The organism is Streptomyces sp. NPDC058985, from assembly GCF_042740985.1.
GTDB lineage: Bacteria > Actinomycetota > Actinomycetes > Streptomycetales > Streptomycetaceae > Streptomyces.
The window spans coordinates 17,124-38,075 of record NZ_JBHYJX010000056.1 but is presented as its reverse complement, the minus strand read 5'-3'; the positions used below and the strand labels follow the sequence as shown (position 1 = coordinate 38,075).

At 72.9% G+C, this 20,952-nt stretch carries 17 protein-coding genes; 12 read left to right on the top strand and 5 right to left on the bottom strand.

Going from position 1 to position 20,952, the window contains the following annotated elements:
- Positions 1-70 precede the first annotated feature (70 nt).
- Both ACFW01_RS33670 and ACFW01_RS33665 read left to right on the top strand, forming a co-directional pair.
- Positions 71-1,741: a glycoside hydrolase family 13 protein gene (locus tag ACFW01_RS33670; RefSeq protein ID WP_234956558.1), complete on the top strand. Its 1,671-nt coding sequence runs from the start codon at positions 71-73 to the stop codon at positions 1,739-1,741.
- Positions 1,742-1,869: 128 nt separating this feature from the next.
- On the top strand, positions 1,870-2,631 hold the full coding sequence (locus ACFW01_RS33665; protein WP_234956557.1) for a hypothetical protein: 762 nt from the start codon (positions 1,870-1,872) through the stop codon (positions 2,629-2,631).
- Positions 2,632-2,969: 338 nt separating this feature from the next.
- Here ACFW01_RS33665 and ACFW01_RS33660 read toward each other — a convergent pair whose 3' ends face one another.
- Positions 2,970-3,680 (bottom strand): GAF and ANTAR domain-containing protein, encoded by a 711-nt coding sequence (locus ACFW01_RS33660; RefSeq protein ID WP_384509992.1) that lies wholly within the window; start codon positions 3,678-3,680, stop codon positions 2,970-2,972.
- Between the two features lie 102 nt (positions 3,681-3,782).
- On the bottom strand, positions 3,783-5,132 hold the full coding sequence (locus tag ACFW01_RS33655) for a helix-turn-helix domain-containing protein (protein WP_384509989.1): 1,350 nt from the start codon (positions 5,130-5,132) through the stop codon (positions 3,783-3,785).
- A gap of 113 nt (positions 5,133-5,245) precedes the next feature.
- Here ACFW01_RS33655 and ACFW01_RS33650 point away from each other — a divergent pair, with 113 nt between their 5' ends.
- Together ACFW01_RS33650 and ACFW01_RS33645 are read left to right on the top strand one after the other, a co-directional pair.
- Positions 5,246-5,428, top strand: coding sequence for a hypothetical protein (locus ACFW01_RS33650; protein ID WP_234956554.1), 183 nt, complete (start codon positions 5,246-5,248; stop codon positions 5,426-5,428).
- A 141-nt stretch (positions 5,429-5,569) separates the two neighbouring features.
- Positions 5,570-6,508, top strand: a complete 939-nt coding sequence (locus ACFW01_RS33645) for a hypothetical protein (RefSeq protein ID WP_384509986.1) — start codon at positions 5,570-5,572, stop codon at positions 6,506-6,508.
- 27 nt (positions 6,509-6,535) lie between these two features.
- Here ACFW01_RS33645 and ACFW01_RS33640 read toward each other — a convergent pair whose 3' ends face one another.
- Together ACFW01_RS33640 and ACFW01_RS33635 are read right to left on the bottom strand one after the other, a co-directional pair.
- Entirely contained in the window at positions 6,536-7,696 is a 1,161-nt protein-coding gene (locus ACFW01_RS33640; protein WP_384509983.1) for a hypothetical protein, read from the bottom strand.
- Positions 7,697-7,760: 64 nt separating this feature from the next.
- The gene (locus ACFW01_RS33635) at positions 7,761-8,999 is read right to left on the bottom strand and encodes a PP2C family protein-serine/threonine phosphatase (RefSeq protein ID WP_384509980.1); all 1,239 of its coding nucleotides are present in this window, start codon (positions 8,997-8,999) and stop codon (positions 7,761-7,763) included.
- Between the two features lie 67 nt (positions 9,000-9,066).
- Here ACFW01_RS33635 and ACFW01_RS33630 point away from each other — a divergent pair, with 67 nt between their 5' ends.
- The 4 genes from ACFW01_RS33630 (at position 9,067) to ACFW01_RS33615 (ending at position 11,960) form a co-directional block, all read left to right on the top strand.
- Positions 9,067-9,492, top strand: a complete 426-nt coding sequence (locus ACFW01_RS33630) for a hypothetical protein (protein ID WP_384509978.1) — start codon at positions 9,067-9,069, stop codon at positions 9,490-9,492.
- Positions 9,493-9,549: 57 nt separating this feature from the next.
- Complete coding sequence (locus tag ACFW01_RS33625) at positions 9,550-10,464, top strand: hypothetical protein (protein ID WP_384509976.1); 915 nt, start codon at positions 9,550-9,552, stop codon at positions 10,462-10,464.
- Between the two features lie 45 nt (positions 10,465-10,509).
- On the top strand, positions 10,510-10,863 hold the full coding sequence (locus ACFW01_RS33620; RefSeq protein WP_161329542.1) for an ADP-ribosylation/crystallin J1: 354 nt from the start codon (positions 10,510-10,512) through the stop codon (positions 10,861-10,863).
- Between the two features lie 83 nt (positions 10,864-10,946).
- Positions 10,947-11,960 (top strand): endonuclease/exonuclease/phosphatase family protein, encoded by a 1,014-nt coding sequence (locus ACFW01_RS33615; protein WP_384509973.1) that lies wholly within the window; start codon positions 10,947-10,949, stop codon positions 11,958-11,960.
- A 31-nt stretch (positions 11,961-11,991) separates the two neighbouring features.
- On the opposite strand, the gene ACFW01_RS33610 is transcribed toward ACFW01_RS33615, so the two are convergent.
- Positions 11,992-14,073: a PhoX family protein gene (locus ACFW01_RS33610; RefSeq protein WP_384509970.1), complete on the bottom strand. Its 2,082-nt coding sequence runs from the start codon at positions 14,071-14,073 to the stop codon at positions 11,992-11,994.
- Between the two features lie 265 nt (positions 14,074-14,338).
- Here ACFW01_RS33610 and ACFW01_RS33605 point away from each other — a divergent pair, with 265 nt between their 5' ends.
- From ACFW01_RS33605 to ACFW01_RS33590, 4 genes are all read left to right on the top strand, one after another.
- Positions 14,339-15,760: a VWA domain-containing protein gene (locus ACFW01_RS33605; protein WP_234956545.1), complete on the top strand. Its 1,422-nt coding sequence runs from the start codon at positions 14,339-14,341 to the stop codon at positions 15,758-15,760.
- A 108-nt stretch (positions 15,761-15,868) separates the two neighbouring features.
- A complete protein-coding gene (gene metG, locus ACFW01_RS33600; RefSeq protein ID WP_234956544.1) occupies positions 15,869-17,485 on the top strand; it encodes a methionine--tRNA ligase in 1,617 nt (538 codons plus the stop codon).
- A 117-nt stretch (positions 17,486-17,602) separates the two neighbouring features.
- Positions 17,603-18,154 carry a hypothetical protein gene (locus ACFW01_RS33595; RefSeq protein WP_384509966.1) on the top strand — a complete coding sequence of 184 codons (552 nt, stop codon included), beginning with the start codon at positions 17,603-17,605 and terminating at the stop codon, positions 18,152-18,154.
- Positions 18,155-18,163: 9 nt separating this feature from the next.
- The gene (locus ACFW01_RS33590) at positions 18,164-20,851 is read left to right on the top strand and encodes an ATP-binding protein (protein WP_384509963.1); all 2,688 of its coding nucleotides are present in this window, start codon (positions 18,164-18,166) and stop codon (positions 20,849-20,851) included.
- Positions 20,852-20,952: the final 101 nt, after the last annotated feature.

Sequence of the window (20,952 nt, the reverse complement as noted above, 5' to 3'; positions counted from 1 at the left end):
CGCGGGTTCGCTTTTCGGGTGATGTGGACAGATCTATTCGTGTCGCCCGCACGCTCGCGAAGGAGACCGCGTGACTGTACGCAGCACCGCCGCCAAGCCCGACCTGTCGTCCAAGGACCCCAACTGGTGGCGGCAGGCCGTCATCTACCAGGTCTACCCCCGCAGTTTCGCCGACGCCGACGGCGACGGGCTCGGTGACCTGCGCGGCATCACCCAGCGCCTGACCCACCTGGCCGCCCTGGGCGTCGACGCCCTGTGGCTCAGCCCGTTCTACCCCTCCGAACTCGCCGACGGCGGCTACGACGTCGACGACTACCGCGACGTCGACCCGCGCCTGGGCACCCTGGACGACTTCGACGCGATGGCCGCCGAGGCGCACCGGCTGGGCCTCAAGGTGATCGTCGACCTGGTCCCCAACCACACCTCGCACCGGCACGCGTGGTTCCTGGAGGCCCTGGAGGCGGGCCCCGGCTCCGCGGCCCGCGACCGCTACGTCTTCCGCGACGGCCGCGGCACGCAGGGCGAACTCCCACCCACCGACTGGCAGTCGGTCTTCGGCGGCAGCGCCTGGAAGCGGGTGCCGGACGGGCAGTGGTACCTGCACCTGTTCACCCCCGAACAGCCCGACCTGAACTGGGAGAACGAGCAGGTCCGCGCCGACTTCCGCACCACGCTGAAGTTCTGGTCGGACCGGGGCGTCGACGGCTTCCGCGTCGACGTCGCGCACGCCCTGGTCAAGGACCTGGCCGAGCCGCTGCGGGACCTCGGCTCCCCCGAGCTGAGCGGCGAGGCGGCGCTCGCGGAGTTCGCTCCGGGCACTCACCCGCTCTACGACCGCGACGACGTCCACGAGGTCTACCGCGACTGGCGCAAGATCTTCGACACCTACACCCCGCCCCGGATGGCGGTGGCCGAGGCGTGGGTCCCGGGCGCCCGGCGCGCGCTGTACGCCCGCCCGGACGAACTGGGCCAGGCCTTCAACTTCGAGTACCTCCAGGGCGGCTGGGACGCGGATCAGCTGCGCGCGATCATCACCGGCTCGCTGGCCGACGCACACGCCGCCGGTGCCTCGGCGACCTGGGTGCTCTCCAACCACGACGTGGTCCGCCACGCCACCCGCCTGGTGCTGCCGCCGGGCACCGACACCGACGCCTGGCTGCTGTCCGGCGGCCACGCCCCGGCCGTCGACGCGGCCGCCGGCCTGCGCCGGGCCCGCGCGGCGACGCTGCTGATGCTGGCGCTGCCCGGTTCGGCGTACGTCTACCAGGGCGAGGAGCTGGGGCTGCCCGAGGTGGCCGACCTGCCCACCGAGGTCCTCCAGGACCCGATCTGGGAGCAGACCGGACACGTCCGCAAGGGCCGCGACGGATGCCGGGTGCCGCTGCCGTGGACGACGGAGGGACCGTCGTACGGCTTCGGCGCGGGCGCGGCGTGGCTGCCGCAGCCGCCGGTCTTCTCGGCGTACTCGGTCCAGGCCCAGGACGGCGTGGCGGACTCGACCCTGGAGCTGTACCGCACGGCCCTGCGCCTGCGCCGCAAGCTGCTCGACGGCGAGTCGCTGACCTGGTCCGACGACGTGCCGGCCGGGGTCCTGCGGTTCGACCGCACGGACCGCTGGCGCTGCGTCACCAACCTCACCGGTGCCACGGTCGACCTCCCGGCCGGTGAGGTACTGCTGAGCAGCAGCCCGTTGGACGGCGGCCGCCTGGGCCCGGACACGACGGTCTGGCTGGGGCTGTAACCGCGCACCGTCCCCGTCCCTCACCCGGATGGCCGCGCGCGCTGGTGGCGGGGCGGGGACGGTGGTGGCCTGGGGGTGCGGCCGAGCCCGGAGCGGCGCCGGCCGCACCGGCCCTCCAGGAGGCACCGATGCAGCACGCCCCCGCCGCCCGTGCCCCGCTCGCCGCCCTGCTGTCGGCGGTCCTGGCGCTCACGGCGGCCGCCTGTGCCGGTGGCGGGCGGACGGCGGAGCACCCCGCCACGCCCGCACCGACGGCCCCGCGGTCCCCGGCCGCGCTGACGCCGGCCGCCGTGCCGCCCGTGCTCACCGAGGGTCAGGCGCGGGCGGCCCTGATCACGGAGGCCGACCTGGGGGAGGCGTGGGAGCCGACGCGGGGCGCCGCGACCTGGCGGGACGAGGTGCTCAAGGCCACCGCCGAGCGGCCGGACTGCCGTCGCCTGCTGGACGTCCTGTACACCGAGGACCTCTTCGGCACCGCGCCGCGCGCCACGGCTGCCTTGGACGACACGGACGGCGGGGCCCAGCTGCACTACCGCGTCACCTCGCACCGTGCCGCCGACCTCGACCGCACGCTGGCCTGGCTCGGCGCCCTACCGGACACCTGCGGACACTTCACGTCCCGCGCCGCCCACGGCCCCACCCGGGACGTCCGGGTCACCGCCATGCCGCTGCCGGAGGCGGGCGAGGCCCGGCAGGGCGTCCGGGTCACTCTGAACGCCGGGGAATCCGTCCTCACCGTGGACCTCGCCGCCGTCCGCGTGGGCGACGACGCCGCCAGCCTGACCATCGGCACCCTCACCGAACCGTCCGACGACCCCACATGGACGGCCAGCGAAACGGGCGCCCGGCGCTTGGCGGAGGTCCGGCGACAGGGGCGGGTGCAGGTGTAGGGCGGGTGCAGGGGGAGGGTGGGCGGCGGTCTACGGGCCGGGGTCCGGACCCGGCGGTCGGTGGTCGACGGGCGGCGGTCGGCCGGACCCCGGGTCCACGGCCAGCGGCCAGCCGACGAGGCCACCCGGGCGGCCCGAGCGCGCAGCGCATTGCACGAGCCCGCGGCAGGGGCCGGCGCGGGCGGCGGGCTACGGGCCGGGGTCCGGGTCGTGGCCGCTGGGCGGCCGGGCGACGGTCCACGACCAGCGGCCAGCGGCCAGCCGACGAGGCCACCCGGGCGGCCCGAGCGCGCAGCGCATTGCACGGGCCCGCGGCAGGGGCGGGCGCGGGCGGCGGGCTACGGGCCGGGGTCCGGGTCGTGGCCGAAGTGTCTGCGGTGGGTCAGGACCTCGCGGGCCACGGCTTGAGCCGTGCGGCCGCGGGCGAAGGCGTCGGCGCGCAGCCGGGCCAGGGCCTCGTCCGCGCCGATGCGCAGCTGGGCCATGATCATGCCGACGGCCCGGTAGACCTCGTCGTGGTCGCCGGCCACCTCGTCCAGCCAGGCCCCCTCCCGGCGCGGCAGGGTCATCAGGGCCACCGTGATGACCCCGGCCACCAGCCGTGCCGTGCGCAACTGCGGCGCGCTCAGGCCGCCGGGGCTGTTCCGGTAGAGGTCGAGCGTGCCCAGGCACGCGTCGTCGGTGCCCAGCGGCAGCGCGTAGACCGCGCGGACGCCGACCGCCGTGGCCTGCTGGGCGAAGAACGGCCACCGCCCGGCGTCCGCGGCGGACGTCAGGTCGCAGGCGAGCACCGGCACACCCTCCTCGACGGCCGTCACACAGGGGCCGGTGCCGAGCGTGGCCTGGATCTCCGCCAGGTACGACGCGCGGTCCCCGCTGGCACACAGCCGCACCGGCACGCCCTCGCCGCGCAGCGACGCGCTCGCCCCGGTCACCGGCAGCAGCCGTACCGCCGTCGCGCACATCCGGCCCGGCACCTCGGCCGGCGGTGTGTCCCGCACCTCCGCCGCGATCAGCTCGGCGGCCGAGGGCTCGTCGGTGGGCGACATGCGCACCACTTCCTTCCCGCACGGCGGCCGAGGGCCGACTACCCGTGCCCGACCGGCGGAAACCGGCGGCCGGGCAGGACACGGCGGTCGGGGCCGGCGCGACTACAGCGGCGGCTGTGCGGGCGCCGGTCCCAGCGTCGTCGTGCCCGGCGCGGTGCGGTGCCCCAGGCCGGTGCGGTACGCGTCGAGGGCCGCCTCCACACGGCCGGTGCGGCGCAGCAGGTCACCGAGGAGCCGGCACAGGTCGGCCAGGTCACCGGCCGCGCCCGCCCGCTCCAGCAGGCTCAGCGCCCGGACGTAGTGCTCCTCCGCGGCCTCGGTGTCCCGGGCGTCCTCGGCGATGATGCCGAGCAGCCGGTGCGCGCCCGCGGCGTGCACCGCCCCGCGCTCGGAGGAGAGGTCGTCCAGCACCCCGTGCAGCAGTTCCGCGGCCTCCTCGGACTTGCCGCGCCGGTGCAGTACGTCGGCCAGCTCGACGGCGACCTGGCTGCTGTAGAGGGCGGCACGGGTGGCGGAGAGCATGCTCAGCGCCTCGCGCATCTCCTCCTCGGCGCGCGGGAGTTCGCCGTTCTGGGCGTAGACGTACCCGCGCATCCAGTGGCAGTTGGCCAGCTCGGTGCGCAGCTGCAGCGTGCGGTACAGCTCGGCGGCCTTGGCGAGCGACGCGTCCGCCTCGGCCAGGCGGCCCTCGGCGAGCAGGGTGCGGGCGACCGAGCGGTGCATCCGGGCGACCAGCGCGGGGTCGCCGGCGCCGGGGGCGAGGGAGAGCGCCAGTTCGGCGGCCTGGGCGGCGCGCGCGTGGGCGCCCATGTCCATGTACGGGCCGATCGCGCTGGCGTAGAGCAGCAGCAGCGCGTCGGGGTCGTGCAGGCCGCCGCGGTTCAGCTCGTCGAGCGTGGACTCCAGGAGGTAGACGGCGTACCGCAGTTCGCCGGCGAGGTAGTGCGCGACGGCGCGTCCGCGCAGGGCGGGCACCCGGCCGGGCAGCGGGACACCGGCGTCGGCGAGGCACCGCTCGGCCCGTTCGAAGTACTGCCGTCCGACCGCCAGTTCCCCGGTCTCCAGGGCGCACTCGCCGAGCCCGAGCAGCGCGGCGGCGCGTTCCTCGGGCAGCTCGTGCGTCTCGGCCTCGGCGAGCAGCGCGGTGTACTGCCCGGCGGCCTGTTCGGCGCCCTCGGTGGCGAGGGCGCGCTGCGCCTCGGTGAGCCTGAGCCGCAGATCCGTGGCGAGCCGTGCCGGGCGCCCGGTGGCCAGCTCCTCGTAGCCCACGCCCAGCCGCTCGGCGAGGTGCCGCAGCGCCTCTTCGGAGGGGCGGACACGGCCGGCCTCCAGGGTGGAGATGTAGGCGGGTGTGTACGCCGGTTCGGCGAGCTGGCGCTGGGTCATCCCGCGCTCGGCCCGCAGTCGTTGCACCCGGCGTCCGATGGCCTCTCGGTCGTCACGGTCCCCCACTGCCAACTCCCCTTGAGGCTCTTGCCGTTCGACTCGGACGGCTCTAGGTTAAACCGCGTATTAAGCGCGCTTAACAGTGCTTGACACGATCCCCGGATCCCGCAGAGGAAGCCGTGCCCGTACGCACCCGCACCGCCGAACGCTACGCCAGAGCCCTCGCCGCCGCCCTCGCCGCCGTGGCCTGCCTCCTGCTGGCCGCGAACGCCGGCCCCGCGGACCCGTCCGGCTCCCCCGCACCGGCACCGGTCGGTGAATCCGCCCCGCACCTGGAGGAGCTGGCCTCCGTGGACCGCTGAGCGGCGCCCGGGCAACGACGGGGCGACACATACTGCCCCTGCGGCCACGGGCCGTGCCCGTTCCCCGCTCCTCTCCGCGGTCGCGCGCTGATAGACAGGCGGGTCAGGCCCGGACGGGGCCCGGGGCAGAGAGGAGCCGGCGTGCGGGCACACCACGACCGGGAGAACGAACGGCAGTCGGCCACCGACCCGCGGCGAGCCGTCCGCCGCCCCGCCCAGGACCCGAGAGAGGCTCGGCTCCTCGGGCTGCAGGAGAGCGCCGGCAACGACGCCGTCACGGAGTCCCTCCGCCGGTCCGGACATCCGGGCGCGCGGCAGGGGGCCACCGTGCAGCGGGCGAAGCGCGACCGCGACGAGAGCAACCAGGGTGAGATCAACCCGGAGGCGGTCAGCATGATCGCGGAGCCGCTCGGCCACGAGGACACCTACAAGGGCGGCAGGGGCCGCAAGCTGCCCAAGGACCAGAAGGAAGCCGCCTGCTGGGAGTGGGCGGTCCGCGCCGCCTCCGCGGGCAGCGGGATCTCCCACGGCGACTACTGGGAGTACCTGACCAGCATGGGCGAGCCGGCCGCACTCAGCCAGATCGCCCCCACGGTCAAGCAGGAGCTGGACGAGTTACGGTCCGCCATCACGGCGGCCGGGATGAACTACGACCCCCTCAGGCTGGACGAGAAGCACGACGAAGGAGCCATCCTGCCGCTCATGCGGCGGGCGGTGGAGGGCTTCGTGAGACACAACGGGCTGAGCGTGGCCGACGGGACCCCGGCGGGCTGGGTGGTGTGCAATTACAAGATGACGGGCAAGCTCGCCGTGCCCGACCACTTCTGGATCGAGCTTCCCGATCCGAACACCGGCAGGCGCGTCGTGCTCCAGACGGTCCCCGACATCCCGTTCATCGAGGCCGGCGGGCAGAACCTGCGCTGGCACGAGAAGAACAGCGTGAAGGAACGGCAGAGCGAGCACGAGGTGCACCAGAAGATCGAGATACCCGTCGCGGCGCTCAAGGGCCGGCACACCGAGATCATCAACGGCGTCCTGGACGGCGGCCGCCGCACCCGGGCCAAGGCCGGACCCGCCTGAGCCCTGTCGCAGCGGGTGCCGGTCGGCTCAGCCCTGGGTCTGCAACCGGCTCAGCTCCCGCCGCACATGGTCCAGGGCGCCCTCACGGCGCCCCGGTACGCGGCCGCGCAGCGTGGCGAGGGCCGCGCCGAGTTCGCGGGCCGGGACGGTGTCGCGCACCCGGCCCCACTGGTGGTGGGCCCGGTCGACGGCCGCCTCCACCGCGGGTGACTGCGGGGGCTGGCCGGCGCCGAGTCTGGCCTCGGCCACCGTCAGCCAGGCCCGGCAGCTGCGCACCGCGTCGCCCGCGAACATCGCCAGGTCGGCCCGGACCTCCGTCCAGTGCAGCGCCTCCTCGGAGGCGGGCCCGTAGGCGTGCGCGGCGGCCCCCTCATGCCGGGCGGCGAGGGCGTCCGCGTCCGGGTGCCGGCCCGCCTGCACGGCGGCGGCGATGACCGCGTGCGGGTCGCCCGCGGCCGGCCCCGGCCCCGTCAGCACCAGGTCCGCGCCGGCCGCCGCGCCGCTGCCCGCCGCGTCGGCCGCCGTGCGGGCCAGCGCCTGCTGGTGCAACTCGTCGAGGGGCGGCCGGTGCCCGCTGCGCAGGATCGTGGCCAGGGCCCGCATGTACGAGGGGGCGGCCAGCGTCCGCCGCGGGGGCGGCGGCGCGACGCGACCGTAGACGGCGTTGTTGCGCCCGCAGTCCAGCGCGTTCAGCGGATTCAGCGGATGCAGTGCATTCACCGCATTCACCGCATTCACCGCATGCGATGAATCCACTGCGTCCACTGAATCCGCCCGCAGCCACTGCCAGGTCTCCCGGTCGGCGTGCAGGTCGAGCAGCAGCGTCGTCGCACCGCTCGGCCGCAGCCGCAGCTCCTCGCGGATCCAGTGCCAGGGCAGGGCCGTGTAGCGGACGGTGGCCGGGGTGGTGCGGGCCAGGGCCAGGTGCGGCAGGCGCTGGCGCCGGTCCAGCTGGAGCTGCCCGACGACATAGACGGTCAGCGGCCCCGGGGCCGCCGCCGCGGCACGCAGCCGGGTGAGCACGGCCTGCGGCTCCAGCGGGTCGGCGAGTTCGACGACGTTCGCCGTGTCGGTGCCGGACAGCACGGCGGGCGGCACGGCCGCGAGCACGGGGAGCACGGAGGCGGCGTCCACCAGGCATCCCCTGCCCACCGGCGACGCCGCGAGCAGCAGCACGGTTCCGGGCATGTCCCCTCCCCCTGTCGATCACGTACGGCAGCACCGTAACCGCTGCGGGTGCGGAGCGCGGCGCTCAGGGCCACTTCGGGGGCCGCCCCACCCGCCGTACCGCGAAGACCGTGGTGTCGTCGGCCAGCCGCCCCCGGCAGTGCCGCAGCGTGCCGTCCCGTACGAGGGCCACCAGCCGCTGCGGCGCGGCGTTCGCGGCGTCGGCGGCGACGGCGCGGGCGACGGCCTCGCCGTGCGGGAAGAACCGCCCGTGGGGATCGCGGGCCTCGGAGACCCCGTCGGTGACCAGCAGCAGCGCCTCGTCGTCGGCGAGCGCCTCGCGGCTCACCGACACCAGGGGGCGGGAGATGAGATCGCTCATGCCCAGGGGCAGGCCGCTGGGGACCGAAAGGGCGCGTACGCCGCCCGGGCTGACCGCCAGGGGCGGCTCGTGGCCGAAGACGACGATCTCCACGGCGTGGGGCAGGTCGAGGCGGAAGCTCACCAGCACGGCCGTGGCGAACCGGTCGCCGTCGGCTCGGCCGAGGGCCGCCGTGTGCGCGCGGTGGCGCAGCATACGGACCTCCAGGTGCTGGGCGACCACGGCGAGGTCCGGCTCGTGGTACGCGGCGTCCCGGAAGGTGCCGAGCAGGGCGGCGGCCGCGTCCACCGCGCCCAGGCCCTTGCCCTGCACGTCGCCGAGGAGGACGCGGGTGCCGTGCGGCCCGGGCTGGATGTCGTAGAAGTCGCCGCCGACGCGGGCCTCGCTGTCCGCGGCGAGGTAGACGGCGGCGTGCTCCAGGCCGCCGAATCCCACCGGGAGCGGGCGCAGCACGGTGCGGCGCGTGGTCTCCGCGATGTCCCGCATGTGCAGCATCCGCTGCTCGCCGCCGACCCGGACCGCGGCCACCACCACCGCCACGCCGCCGCCGATCACGACGAGCATCAGACCGGGCAGCCCGGTCTCCTCCCGGTGCTTCCAGACCAGGTCGGCGAGGAGGTAGACGACCACCGCCAGCAGCGAGAACACGGCGGTGGCCCGCACCCCGCAGATCGCGGCGGCGACACCGGGGACGAGGACGGTCCAGGAGATGATCTGGAACACGTCGGTGGTGAGGTCGGCCAGCGCGATGCCGGCGAGCAGCGCGGCCGGGATCAGCCAGGCGACGGTGTGCCCGCGCACGCTGAGCAGTTCGTGCCGGGACACGGCGTCACCCCGGCCGGCGGCCTGGACCAGCCGTCCCCACTTCCACCGGCCACGCGCCGGCCTGCGCACGCGACCCCTCACAGCAGCAAGCGAAGCACGCCCCCCGGTGCCCCGCATCCTGACTTGCCGCCCGGCCCGCCCAGGTGTGCCCTGGAAGTCGGGGGGAGGCGAGAGGAGTGCTCCCATGGCTCACGCGGCACCGACACACCGGCCGCCCGACGTCTTCGGCGCGCGAACCCACCTGCTGGCGAAATGGGCGATGCCGCTGGCGATCGGCCTGGTCTACGGCTACTGGGTCGCATCCGTCCGCCGCCACGGCGGGCCCATCACCGGCTGGAACCTGCTGGTCGGCTTCCTGAGCGTCCTCGTGTTCTTCGTGCTCTTCGTCGCGGTCCGCGCGGTGGCGGCGCGGTTGCCGCGGGAGGGGCACGCGGTGCTGTGGGGCGCGTTCGCGGGCAGCGCGCTGGGGTTCCTGTACTCCGGCAGCGGCGTGGCCATGTTCACGTCCATCCTGGTGTCCCTGCTGCTGGCGGCGGCGGTGGCGGCGTCGCTGTTCTACCGCTACTACACCCACGAGGACGCCGAGAAGGCACGGGCGGCGCGCATGTAGGGGCCATCTGCAGTCATCCCGGTCGCCGCGGGTGGCCGCACGGGCTTGCCTGGGAGGGTGGCCCCGCGACTGAGGAGCGGCCTGTCGGCCGTACTGATCTCCCTCGCCTGCCTGCTCGCACCGTGCGGCACGCTGGCGGGCTGGGTCGCGTACGGGCTGGCCGACACCGGGCGGTACGTCGCGGCCATGGCGCCGCTCGCCGACGACCCGGACGTACGGGACACGGTCGCCGACACCCTGGGCACCGGAGTGGCCGACGAGGTCGCGGCCGGCCCCGGCGACGGCGCCGTGCGGCTCTTCGTGCGGGACGCGGCCCGTTCCTTCGCCCGGACCGAAGCCTTCCGCGTGGGCTGGGACGCGGCGAACCGCGCCGTCCACGTCGCCGTGCTGCGCGCCCTGCGGGACGACGGGGCACGGGGCCGCCCGGTCACCGTCGACCTGGCGCCCGTCACCGCACGCGTACGGGAGCGGCTGGCCGCGGACCACGTGTCGTTCGCGCGGCGCATCCCGGTGCGGCACACCGCCGTCACCGTGCTCCCGGCCCACGAGGCGGACCGGCTCAGGAAGGGCTACCACGTGCTCGACGTCGCCGCCTTCTGGCTGCCGCTCGCGGCGGTCGTCTTCGCGGTCACCGGCATCGCGGTCGCCGCCTGCCGCCGCCACGCGCTCACGGCCGCCGGGATCGGCACCGCCCTGGGCGGGGCCCTGCTCGCCCTCGCCGTCGTCCTCGGCCGCCGGCTCACCGTCACCGACCTCCCCGGCCCGGTGGACGGCCCCGCCGCGGGCGCCGTCTACGACGCCCTCACCGAGACCCTGCGCACGGCCTCCTGGCTCCTCGTCGCCCTCGGCCTCACGGTGGCCCTGACCTCCTGGCTCACCGCCCGCCTCCGCCCCTTCCTGCACCGCCGCCGACCCCCCACACCGCCCGCCCCGGACTCCACGGCCCCCGGGCCGACCCGCACCAGGCTCTGAAATCGCCTGGCGGCGCCCGCCTCCGGGCGGCTACCGTCACCGCTCATGCCCGAGACGACGACCCTGTGGCGCCCCACGGGCCCCGAGGAGCTGGCCCTGGTCGAGGCCGCCGACTGGACGGCCTGGCCGCCGCGCCTGCCCGAGCAGCCGATCTTCTATCCCGTCCTCAACGAGGACTACGCGGTCCGCATCGCCCGCGACTGGAACGTCCCCGCCTCCGGCTCCGGCTACGTCACCCGCTTCGAGGTCGACACCGCCTTCCTGGAGCGCTACCCGGTGCGCCAGGCCGGCGGCGAGACGATCCTGGAGCTGTGGGTCCCGGCGGAGGAGCTGGCCGAGTTCAACCGGCACATCGTCGGCCGTATCGAGGTCGTCCGGGAGTTCCACGCACCGGCGTAGGTCCGGGCGCGCAACTTTCGCCGCCCCGCCCCCGTCTTTGAGGGAGGATTCGGGCATCGCACCCGCGAGCGGAGGGCCGGTACGTGGACACGGACACCGACACGGCGACCGGTGAGTGGACGGACTCCCCCGGCCTGCCCGCCGACCGCCGCACCGGACGGCGTTTCGGAGCCTGGTGCGCGGCGCTGCTCTTCGCCCTGGTGAGCGTGGTCGTCGGCTGCCGCGTCGCGGACACCGACGGCGTCACCCCCGTACCGCAGCTGCTCGCCTTCCTGCCCTGGCTCCTCGTGCCGACCGGCGCCGGACTGCTGCTGACGCTGCTCGCGCGGTGGTGGACCGGCGCGGTGTGGGGCGTCGCGCTGCTCGGCCTGCTGGCCTGGTTCATCGAGCCGTACGGCAAGTCCGGCGACCCCGCCGGACCGCCCCTCGCCGAGCTGCGGGTCATGACCTCGAACGTCGAGTTCGGACAGGGCACCGACGCGCTCGTCGCGGCCGTCCGCGAGGAGAAGCCCGACCTCGTGTTCGTACAGGAGTGCGAGTACACGTGCGACGCGGCACTGCGCCGCGACCTCGCCGCCGACTACCCCCACCGGCAGGCGGTCGAGGGCGGCGGCTCCGAGGGGTCGGTCATCCTGAGCACCTACCCGCTCGAGGCCACCGCCGGCGTTCCCGCCACCATGGGCATGCCGGGCGCCGTCGCCGACGTGCGCGGCCACGCCGTACGGCTCCAGCTCGCCCACCCCATGCCGCCGCTGCCGGACCAGGTGGGCCTGTGGCGCGACGAGCTGGACGCGCTGCGGGACGCGGTCGCCGGGGACCGCGGCGCGCCCGCCGTCGTGGCCGGGGACTTCAACGCCTCCCAGGACCACGCCGCCTTCCGCCGCATCCTCGACTCGGGGCTGCGCGACGCCGCCCGGCTGGCCGGGGCCGACCGTACGGTCAGCTGGCCGGCCCGGACCGCCCCGGCGTTCGGCGTGCAGATCGACCACGTCCTCGTCTCGGAGGACTTCGCCGCGCGCGGCGCCCGGTTCCTGGACCTGGCCGACACCGACCACCGCGCGCTGGTCGTCGACCTCACGCTGCACGGGGCCGGCTGACACCGGCCCCGCACGACGTGACCGGCGGGGCTCAGACGCCGATGTCCTCGCCGTCCGCGCGCCACACCGCCACGACCGCCGGCCGCACGATCTTCCCCGGCCCGTCGGGCCAGCTGCTGGCGGGCTCCTCCACCGACGCTCCGTCCACCTCGCCCGGGTGCTGCACGGCGACCAGCACACGCCGGTCCTGGATGAGCGGACCGCAGGTCTCCGCGCCGGTCGGCACGGTCAGGAACTGCTTCAGCTCGCCGCGCCGGTCACCCTTGGTCGCGACGCCGAAGAGGCCGTCGTGGGTGCCGAGCGCGTTGCCGTCCGTGGAGATCCACAGGTTGCCGTGGTCGTCGAACGCCACGTTGTCCGGGCAGGAGATCGGGCTGACCCGGTCCTTCGGGAAGCCGGCGAAGTAGGTCGCCGGGTCCTCCGGGTCGCCCGCGACCAGGAACAGCGACCAGGCGAAGCTGGTGGCGTCGGCCCGGTTCCAGCGCTCGGTCAGCTCCAGGACGTGCCCGTGCTTGTTGGCGTTGCGCGGGTTGGCCTCGTCGGGCTTGGCGTTGGAGCCGACCCCGCGGTTGGAGTTGTTGGTGAGGGCGACGTACACCTTGCCGGTGGACGGCGACGGCTCGATGTCCTCGGGCCGGTCCATCTTCGTCGCGCCGACCTTGTCCCCGGCGAGCCGCGTGAAGACGCACACCTCCTCGGCGCTCATGCCCTCGACGTGCGAGACGGCACCGTCCTCAGTGGCGGTGACCAGCGGAATCCACCGGCCACTCCCGTCGAACTCGCCGTCGCGCGGCAGCTTGCCAGTGCCGTCGATCTCGATCGCCGGGGAGTCGCCGCTGAGCTTGGCGACGTACAGGGTGCCCTCGTCGAGCAGCGACAGGTTGTGCTCGCGCGCCCAGCGGCTGCTGCCGTGCCGCATCCGCTTGCTGCCGACGAACTTGTAGAAGTAGTCGAACCGCTCGTCGTCGCCGGTGTAGACGACCGGACGGCCGTCCCAGGTCAGCCGCACGGTGGCGGCCTCGTGCTTGAAGCGGCCGAGGAGCGTGTGCTTGCGCGGCGTGGACTCGGGGTCGTACGGGTCCAGCTCGACGACGTACCCGAAGCGGTGCACCTCGTTCGGCTCCTGGGCGACGTCGAACCGCTTGTCGAACCGCTCCCACTTGCGCTCGGTGGTCCCGGTGCCGATCCCGTACCGCTTGTCGGTGTCGCGGCTGCTGTTGGCGAAGTACTGGTTGAAGTTCTCCTCGCCGTGCAGCGTCGTGCCCCACGGGGTGGTGCCGCCGGAGCAGTTGTTGAGGGTGCCGAGCACCTTGCGCCCCGACCGGTCGACGGAGGTCTTCACGAGGTCGGACCCGGCGGCGGGCCCGGTCAGCCGGAACTCGGTGGTGGCGGTGACCCGCCGGTTGAGCCGGTGCCGCGAGACGGGCGTCAGGTTGCCGCTCCGCCTCTCCTCCTCCACGGCCACGACGGACAGCCCGTGCGCCGCCCAGGCGATCTCGACCTGCTCGCGCGTCGGGTTCTCGGGGTCGTAGCCCCGGAACATGAGGACCTCGTCGGTGTACTCGTGGTTGGCGACCAGCACCTGCCGGTCGCGCTCGCCGTGCAGCGGCAGCAGCGCCAGGAAGTCGTTGTTGTACCCGAACTGACCGGCCTGGGCCTTGGCGGTCTGCTTCTCCGGGTCGAAGGCGGGCGCCCCGCGCAGAATGGGTTCACCCCAACGGATCACGACGTCCTGCCGGTAACCCTCCGGAACGGTGACCTTGTCGTCCTTGTTGGGCGCGACGGGCGTGAACCGCAGCCCGCGCGCGCCCTGCGGTTTCGGGTGGTGCCCGTGTCCCCGGCCGGCCACCGGCGCGGCCTGCGCCGACGGCGCCCCGGCCACGCCCACGGCCCCGGCACCCGCCGCGGCGACGGTGACGACGGCCGCGGCACGCATCATGGAACGGCGGCTGAGCGCACCGGCGATCACGTCACCGACGTACTCGTTGGTGCTGGTGTTGGGCACCTCGTGGAAGCAGGCGTCCCCGCACCGGAAACGACAGGTCATGGCGGACCGGCCGCCCGGGTGCGAACCGGAGGACGGTGTCCCGATCAACGGCAGCAGCTTGCGCACTGTGTTCTCCCCTGAGAAGCCCTTGGATGCCCTTGGTGTCAGCGCGACCGTAGGTGCACATACGTGCGGGAGCCGGGCGCCGCGGTGAACGGCGGGTGAACCCGTGGCAGCTGGAGGGGAATTGCCGTGCCGTCTCGATCCCACCTTGACGCGCCCGTGCTTTCGTGGCAGACCCTGCACAAGATCACAAGTCGGGACCGCTAACCTTACGTGTCCGTCCTGGCCAGGGATTGACGGGCATCAACTCACCCGAAGGGTTGCGCACATGGGCATTCTCACTCTCCTGCGGAACGCGTTCGGCCGGTCACGCAAGGAACAGACCGCCCCTGCGGAGGGTGCGACGCAGGAGACGGCACCGCCGGTCACCGCGCCGGAGCCGAAGCTCCCGTCCCAGCCCACCGCACCCCCGAAGACCCCGGCCCAGCCGGAGTCCACCCAGCTCCCCGAGCCCCGCTCGGAATCCACCCCTGACGAACACGACCTGGTGAAGGCAGCCTTCACCAACATCAACGTCCCGAAGCCGACCGCCGAGCCCACCCCGGCCCAGGCCCCGGAGCCGACCCCGGAGAGGGAGGCCACCCCGGAGGCGGAGGCGACCCCGGAGGCGGAGGCGACCCCGGAGCGGGAAGCTACCCCGGAGCCGACCCCGGCCCCGGAGCCGACCCCGGACCCGGAGGCGAAGGCGACCCCGGAGCCCGAGCCCGAACCGGAGACCAGCCCGGAGCCGGCGGCGAAGCCGGAACCGAAGGCCGAGGCGAAGCCCGAGCCGCAGGCCGAGGCGAAGCCCGAGCCGCAGGCAAAGTCCGAGCCCGAGCCCGAGCCGGAGGCGGAGGCGGCGGAGCCCCCGACCGCCCCGGAAGCCACCCCCGCACCCGCAGCCGCCGACGGCGAGGCCGCCCCACAGGGGCCACCCGCACCCGACAACGAAACCCGCACGGGTGGTGCGGGTGGGAACAAGGACTCCGAAGGCGAAGCCGAGGAGAAGGCGCCGCACCCCCAGCCGGAGGCCGCCGCGACCCCGAAGCCGGCGACCACCCCCGCCCGCCTCCGATCCCGCGCCCCCGCCCTCACCACCGCCTACAAGGCCGCCGCCACCACCCTCAAGACCCACGACCTCACCGGCACCCGCGCCAAGGTCCACCTCGTCCTCGACCGCTCCGCCTCCATGCGCCCGTACTACAAGGACGGCTCCGCCCAGGCCCTGGCCGAGCAGACCCTCGCCCTCGCCGCCCACCTCGACCCCGAGGCGACGGTCCACGTCACGTTCTTCTCCACGGAGCTGGACGGCACCGGCGACCTCACCCTCACCGACCACGAGAACAAGATCGACGAGCTGCACGCAGCGCTCGGCCGCATGGGCCGCACCAGCTACCACGCCGCCGTAGAGGCAGTCCTCGCCCACCACACCAAGGAGACACCCGCCGGCACCCCCGCCCTGGTGGTCTTCCAGACCGACGGCGCCCCGGACGCCAAGACCCCGGCCACCCAGTCCCTCACGGACGCCGCCGCGAACCACCCGAACGTCCACTTCTCCTTCGTCGCCTTCGGCGACCCGGAGAACAAGGCCTTCGACTACCTCCGCAAGCTCAAGACGGGCAACACGTCCCACTTCCTCGCCGGCGAGACCCCGAAGGAGCTGACCGACGAGGAACTGTACGAGGGCGTACTGGCCACCTGGCGTCCGTAGCCGTCACCCACCCGTCGGAGGGGTGGACCGGAGTACGGCGAACGCACCCCCGTCCACCCCCCGAAACGCGTGTGAGTCGATCACCGACGGACCAGTAGGATTTCGCCCATGGCGGCCACTGGAAACGAGAAGCAGGGGACGAAGGCGTTCTACGTCTCGACCCCCATTTACTACGTCAACGACGCTCCTCACCTGGGCCACGCCTATACGACCGTCGCAGGCGACGTGCTCACCCGCTGGCACCGCCAGCGCGGCGAGAAGGTGTGGTACCTCACCGGCACGGACGAGCACGGTCAGAAGATCATGCGCACGGCCGAGGCGAACGGGGTCACCCCGCAGGCCTGGGCCGACAAGCTCGTCACCGAGGCCTGGAAGCCCCTGTGGGAGCACCTGGAGATCGCGAACGACGACTTCATCCGCACCACGCAGAAGCGGCACACGGACCGCGTCCAGGAGTTCGTGCAGGACCTGTACGACAAGGGCGAGATCTACAAGGGCGGCTACGAGGGCCCGTACTGCGTGGGCTGCGAGGAGTACAAGCTCCCCGGCGAGCTGCTCGACGGCGAGGGCGAGTACGCGGGCCAGAAGCTGTGCCCGATCCACAAGAAGCCGGTGGAGATCCTCAGCGAGGAGAACTACTTCTTCAAGCTCAGCGAGTACAGCGAGAAGCTTCTCGCCCACTACGAGGCCAACCCGGGCTTCATCCAGCCCGAGTCCGCGCGCAACGAGGTCGTGAATTTCGTCCGCCAGGGACTCCAGGACCTCTCCATCTCCCGCTCGACCTTCGACTGGGGCGTCCCGGTCCCCTGGGACGACAAGCACGTCATCTACGTGTGGGTCGACGCCCTGCTGAACTACGCCACGGCGGTCGGCTACAACGAGAACCCCGAGAAGTTCGAGTCCACCTTCCCGGCCGACGTCCACCTGGTCGGCAAGGACATCCTCCGCTTCCACGCGATCATCTGGCCGGCCATGCTGATGGCGCAGGGCCTCCCGCTGCCCGGGAAGGTCGCGGCGAACGGCTGGCTGATGGTCGGCGGCGAGAAGATGAGCAAGTCCAACCTGACGGGCATCAAGCCGCAGGACCTGACCTCGCACTTCGGCGTGGACGCGTACCGCTGGTACTTCCTGCGCGCGATCGCGTTCGGCCAGGACGGCTCGTTCTCCTGGGAGGACTTCTCCGCCCGCTACACGAGCGAGCTGGCCAACGACTACGGCAACCTCGCCTCCCGAGTCGCGGCCATGGTCGGCAAGTACTTCGGCGGCGAGCTGCCGGCCGCGACGGCCGACGGGGACGCCGAGAAGGCCATCCACGACGGCCTGGCCAAGGCGGTCGCGGAGGCGGACCGCAAGATCGGCGAGGAGCTGGACTTCCAGGGCGGCATCCTGGCGGTCTTCGACTTCGTGAAGCAGGTCAACGGCTACATCACGGAGCAGGAGCCCTGGAAGGTCGCCAAGGACGACTCCCAGGAGGGCAAGGCCCGCCTCGCGACGATCCTCTACACCGCCGCGGAATCCCTCCGCGCCGTAGCCGTCCTCCTGAACCCGATCATGCCGGACACCTCCCAGAAGCTCTGGGACTCCCTGGGCGCCGAGGCGGCCCTGGGCGCCCTCGCGGACCAGAAGGTCCAGGACGCGGCGGACTGGGGCCGGCTGCCCGCCGGCGCGACCGTCACCAAGGGCGCGGTGCTCTTCCCCCGTCTCGAGGAGAAGCCGACCGCGTAGCACGTACGCAGCACGTCCAGAGGCCCGGAAACATCGTGTTCCCGGGCCTCCGCGCTGTCGGGTGGACCGGCGGCTGATGGGTATAGGTCAGTGGACGGCTGCCTACGGGTGGGGGCAATGGGGGAATCAGGACAGGCGCGGCCGGATCAAGCACGGCCGGATCAAGCGCGGCCGGACACGGCCGCGGACACCGGAGAGGACACCGCGGAGGACACCGCCGCGATCCGCCACGAGTTCGCGCTGGAGCGATACCGGTACGTGCTGCAGCAGATCCAAGCCGTGAACGAGAACGCACACCGATTCCTCGCCCTCTACCAGACCCTCGCCACCGCCCTCGTCACCGCGGCGCTCGCGCTCTTCGTCGGTTACCGCAAGTGGGAACTGACGGCGGCCACCGCCCGCGGCGGAGTGATCGGCCTGCTGACGCTGGCCACGGTGGTCGCCGCCTTCACCAGCACGCTGATCGTCGTGGGGGCACTCGCCTGGCTCGACTACCGCAACGAGGAGTGCGACATCACCGACGAGATCGTCGGACCCGACTTCCGCAAGCGTCCCCGCCCCGGCAACTTCCTGCGCTGGTACGAGACGTACGTGGTGCTCTTCATCCTCGTCTCGGTGATCACCATGTGGGTGCTCGCCGCCCTGTTCCTCCTGCCCGCGATGAGGTGACCGTTCCCCGTGACCGAGCACGTCCACACGAGCACGAACCTGTGGCAGAACACCCTGGCCGCGCGTCCGGACCCCGACCCGCACGCCGCACAACGGGAGCGGCTGCGCACGTCGTACACGGAGTTGCGGAGGAAGGCGTGCGTACTCCTGGAGGAGAACGCACGGAGCATGCCCGACTTCACCGTGCACGACATCAGCCATGTGGACGCGCTGTGGGAGACCGCCGATCTCGTCTGCGGCGACGAGGTCACCCTGAATCCGGCCGAGACCTACGTCCTGGGCTGCGCCTTCGTGTTGCACGACGCGGCCATGGGGTCGGCCGCCTACGGTACGACCGTGCCCGAGGCACTGGGCGAGCAGCGGTGGCACGACCTCGTTTCGCTGGCCTTCTACGAACGAGAGGGCTCCTGGCCGGACCGGGAGGAGCTGGGTGATCCGCCTGCGGAGATCGCCGAAGCCTGTGTGGCGAGCGCGATCCGCGAAACCCACGCGGAACAGGCGAAGCGGCTGGTGGACCAGCCTTGGCGGTCGAGCGCGGGGAACGAGATCTTCCTCATCGAGGAGACCCAGCTGCGGGAGTGGTACGGCCCGCTGATCGGCGAACTCGCCGCCAGTCACTGGTGGCCCGTGGACCGCCTCGCCGGAGAATTCCGGCACTCGATCGGCTCCCTGCCCTGGCAGCCCAGCGAGTGGATCATCGAGCCGCTCAAGCTGGCCTGCATCCTGCGGCTCGCCGACGCCACCCAGGTCGACAGCCGGCGCGCGCCCAGCTTCCTGTTCTCCCTGCGGCGGCCGCGCGGTGTCTCCCGCGAGCACTGGCGGTTCCAGGAACACATCAGCCGCCCCTACCGGAAGGGCGACCGGGTCACCTACAGCTCGCTGCGCCCCTTCCCCCCGCGGGACGCCACCGCGTGGTGGCTGGCTCTGGAGTACTTACGCGGAATCGACCGCGAGCTGAAGGCCGTGGACGCCCTCCTGCACGACCTCGGCCGGGACCGGCTCGCGGCGCGCGCCGTCGCCGGTGTCGACTCCCCGGAACGCTTCGCGGAACTGTTCCGCGCGCAGGACTGGCGCCCCATCGACGCCACCGTCAAGGTCTCCGACATCCCCGCACTGGTCGGCACGCTCGGTGGCCAACAGCTCTATGGCGACGAGCCGGAGGTCGCGCTCCGGGAGCTGATCCAGAACGCCCAGGACGCCGTGCTGGCCCGGCAGACGCTTCAGCCCGACTTCCCTCTCGGGCGGGTGGAGATCCGTCTCACCGAGGTCGGGGGAGACTGGTTCCTCGAGGTGCGGGACTACGGCACCGGCATGGACGAGGAAACGCTGGTCCACGGGTTGCTCGACTTCGGCACCAGCGGCTGGAGTTCCACGAGTGTCCGCAACCGGCTCCCCGGGCTGGCTGACGGAGGTTTCCGGCCCAACGGCCGTTTCGGTATCGGCTTCTTCTCCGTCTTCCTCCTCGGCGACCAGGTGGAACTGATCACCCGTCGCTACGACTCCTCGCTCGCGGACGCCCGGCGCCTCACCTTCGACGGAGCCTCGCACCGCCCCCTGCTCACCCCCGTCACCGGCCAGGGTTGGGTACCCGAAGGCACGACGGTGCGGGTCAGACTGAGGATCAGTCCCTACGCGTTCAAGGGGTTGTTCAGCCGGACCGACGACGAACGGATGGCCCAGCTCGCCCGGCGTCTCGTCCTGGAGAACGCGGTGCCCATCCACACGTGGGAGCCGAGAGCGACCGATCCCGAGATCCTTCCGCCCTTCTCTATGGCGACCGGCTCGCCCGCGGAGGTCTTCGACCGTCTCTACCCGCCCCAGGCGGCGAAAGGGCGCGCGGGTGAGGAGAAGTTCCGCCTCCGGATGCGCGACGATTTCGTCAGCAGGGCCACGGAGGTACGTGACGAACAGGGTCGACACATCGGGCTCGCCATGCTGTGGAACAGCATTCAGCATCAGGGGCAACGCGACTTTCCGGGCATTGTCACGGTCAACGGTTTCCTCTCCGACAACTCCGTCTCGTTCGCCGGCTATCTCGCCGGGCAGCCCAGTCGGGCATCACGGGACAAGGCCGCACTGGTCGCCACCCGGGACCAGATGCGGCAGTGGATGCGTACGCAGGAACAACGACTCCGCGGCGCCGGGCTCTTCGACGACTCGCTCCAACTCGAACTCGCCTACACCCTGCACTGTGCCCTCCACCCGCTCGCGGACGACGTCGCCTTCGCACTGACATCGCAGGGCGTTCTACGTCTGCCCGACGTGCGCGAGTGGGCACGGCAGCGCAGCGACATCTTCGTGAGTTTCGGGTGGCCCCTCACCTGGCGGACGCGTCCGCCCGAGCTCGACCATCGGCTGTCCGGGGATCGGATCCAGATCCCCGACCACTGCGTCTTCATCTGCCAGTACGGTTTCGACGCACCCCTTTCCGAGGTGTTTCCGTCGTCCATCCACCGGGACAGCGCGTACGAGTTCGCCCGCGACCACGCCACGCTCACCTGGCAAAAGCACTGGTGGCGAATGTCGGACGATCTGTACGGCCTCTTCGTCCGCACCCTGTGCGAGGTGTGGTCCTGCACCCTTGAGTCTCTTCTGGCGCCTCTTGAGCGGCGTGACTGGTCCGACAGCATCGACGTGGACGGCGAGAGTCTCGGCCCCGTGTCCGGCTACCGCTTCCGACGACCCTCGAACGGCTGAGGCCGGTCACGTCACACGCTCGTCACAGCACAGGGCCAGCAGACGACGACCCTTCTCCCGGTCCCCGCGGTTTGCGAGGATCGGAGGGCAGCAAGTTCACG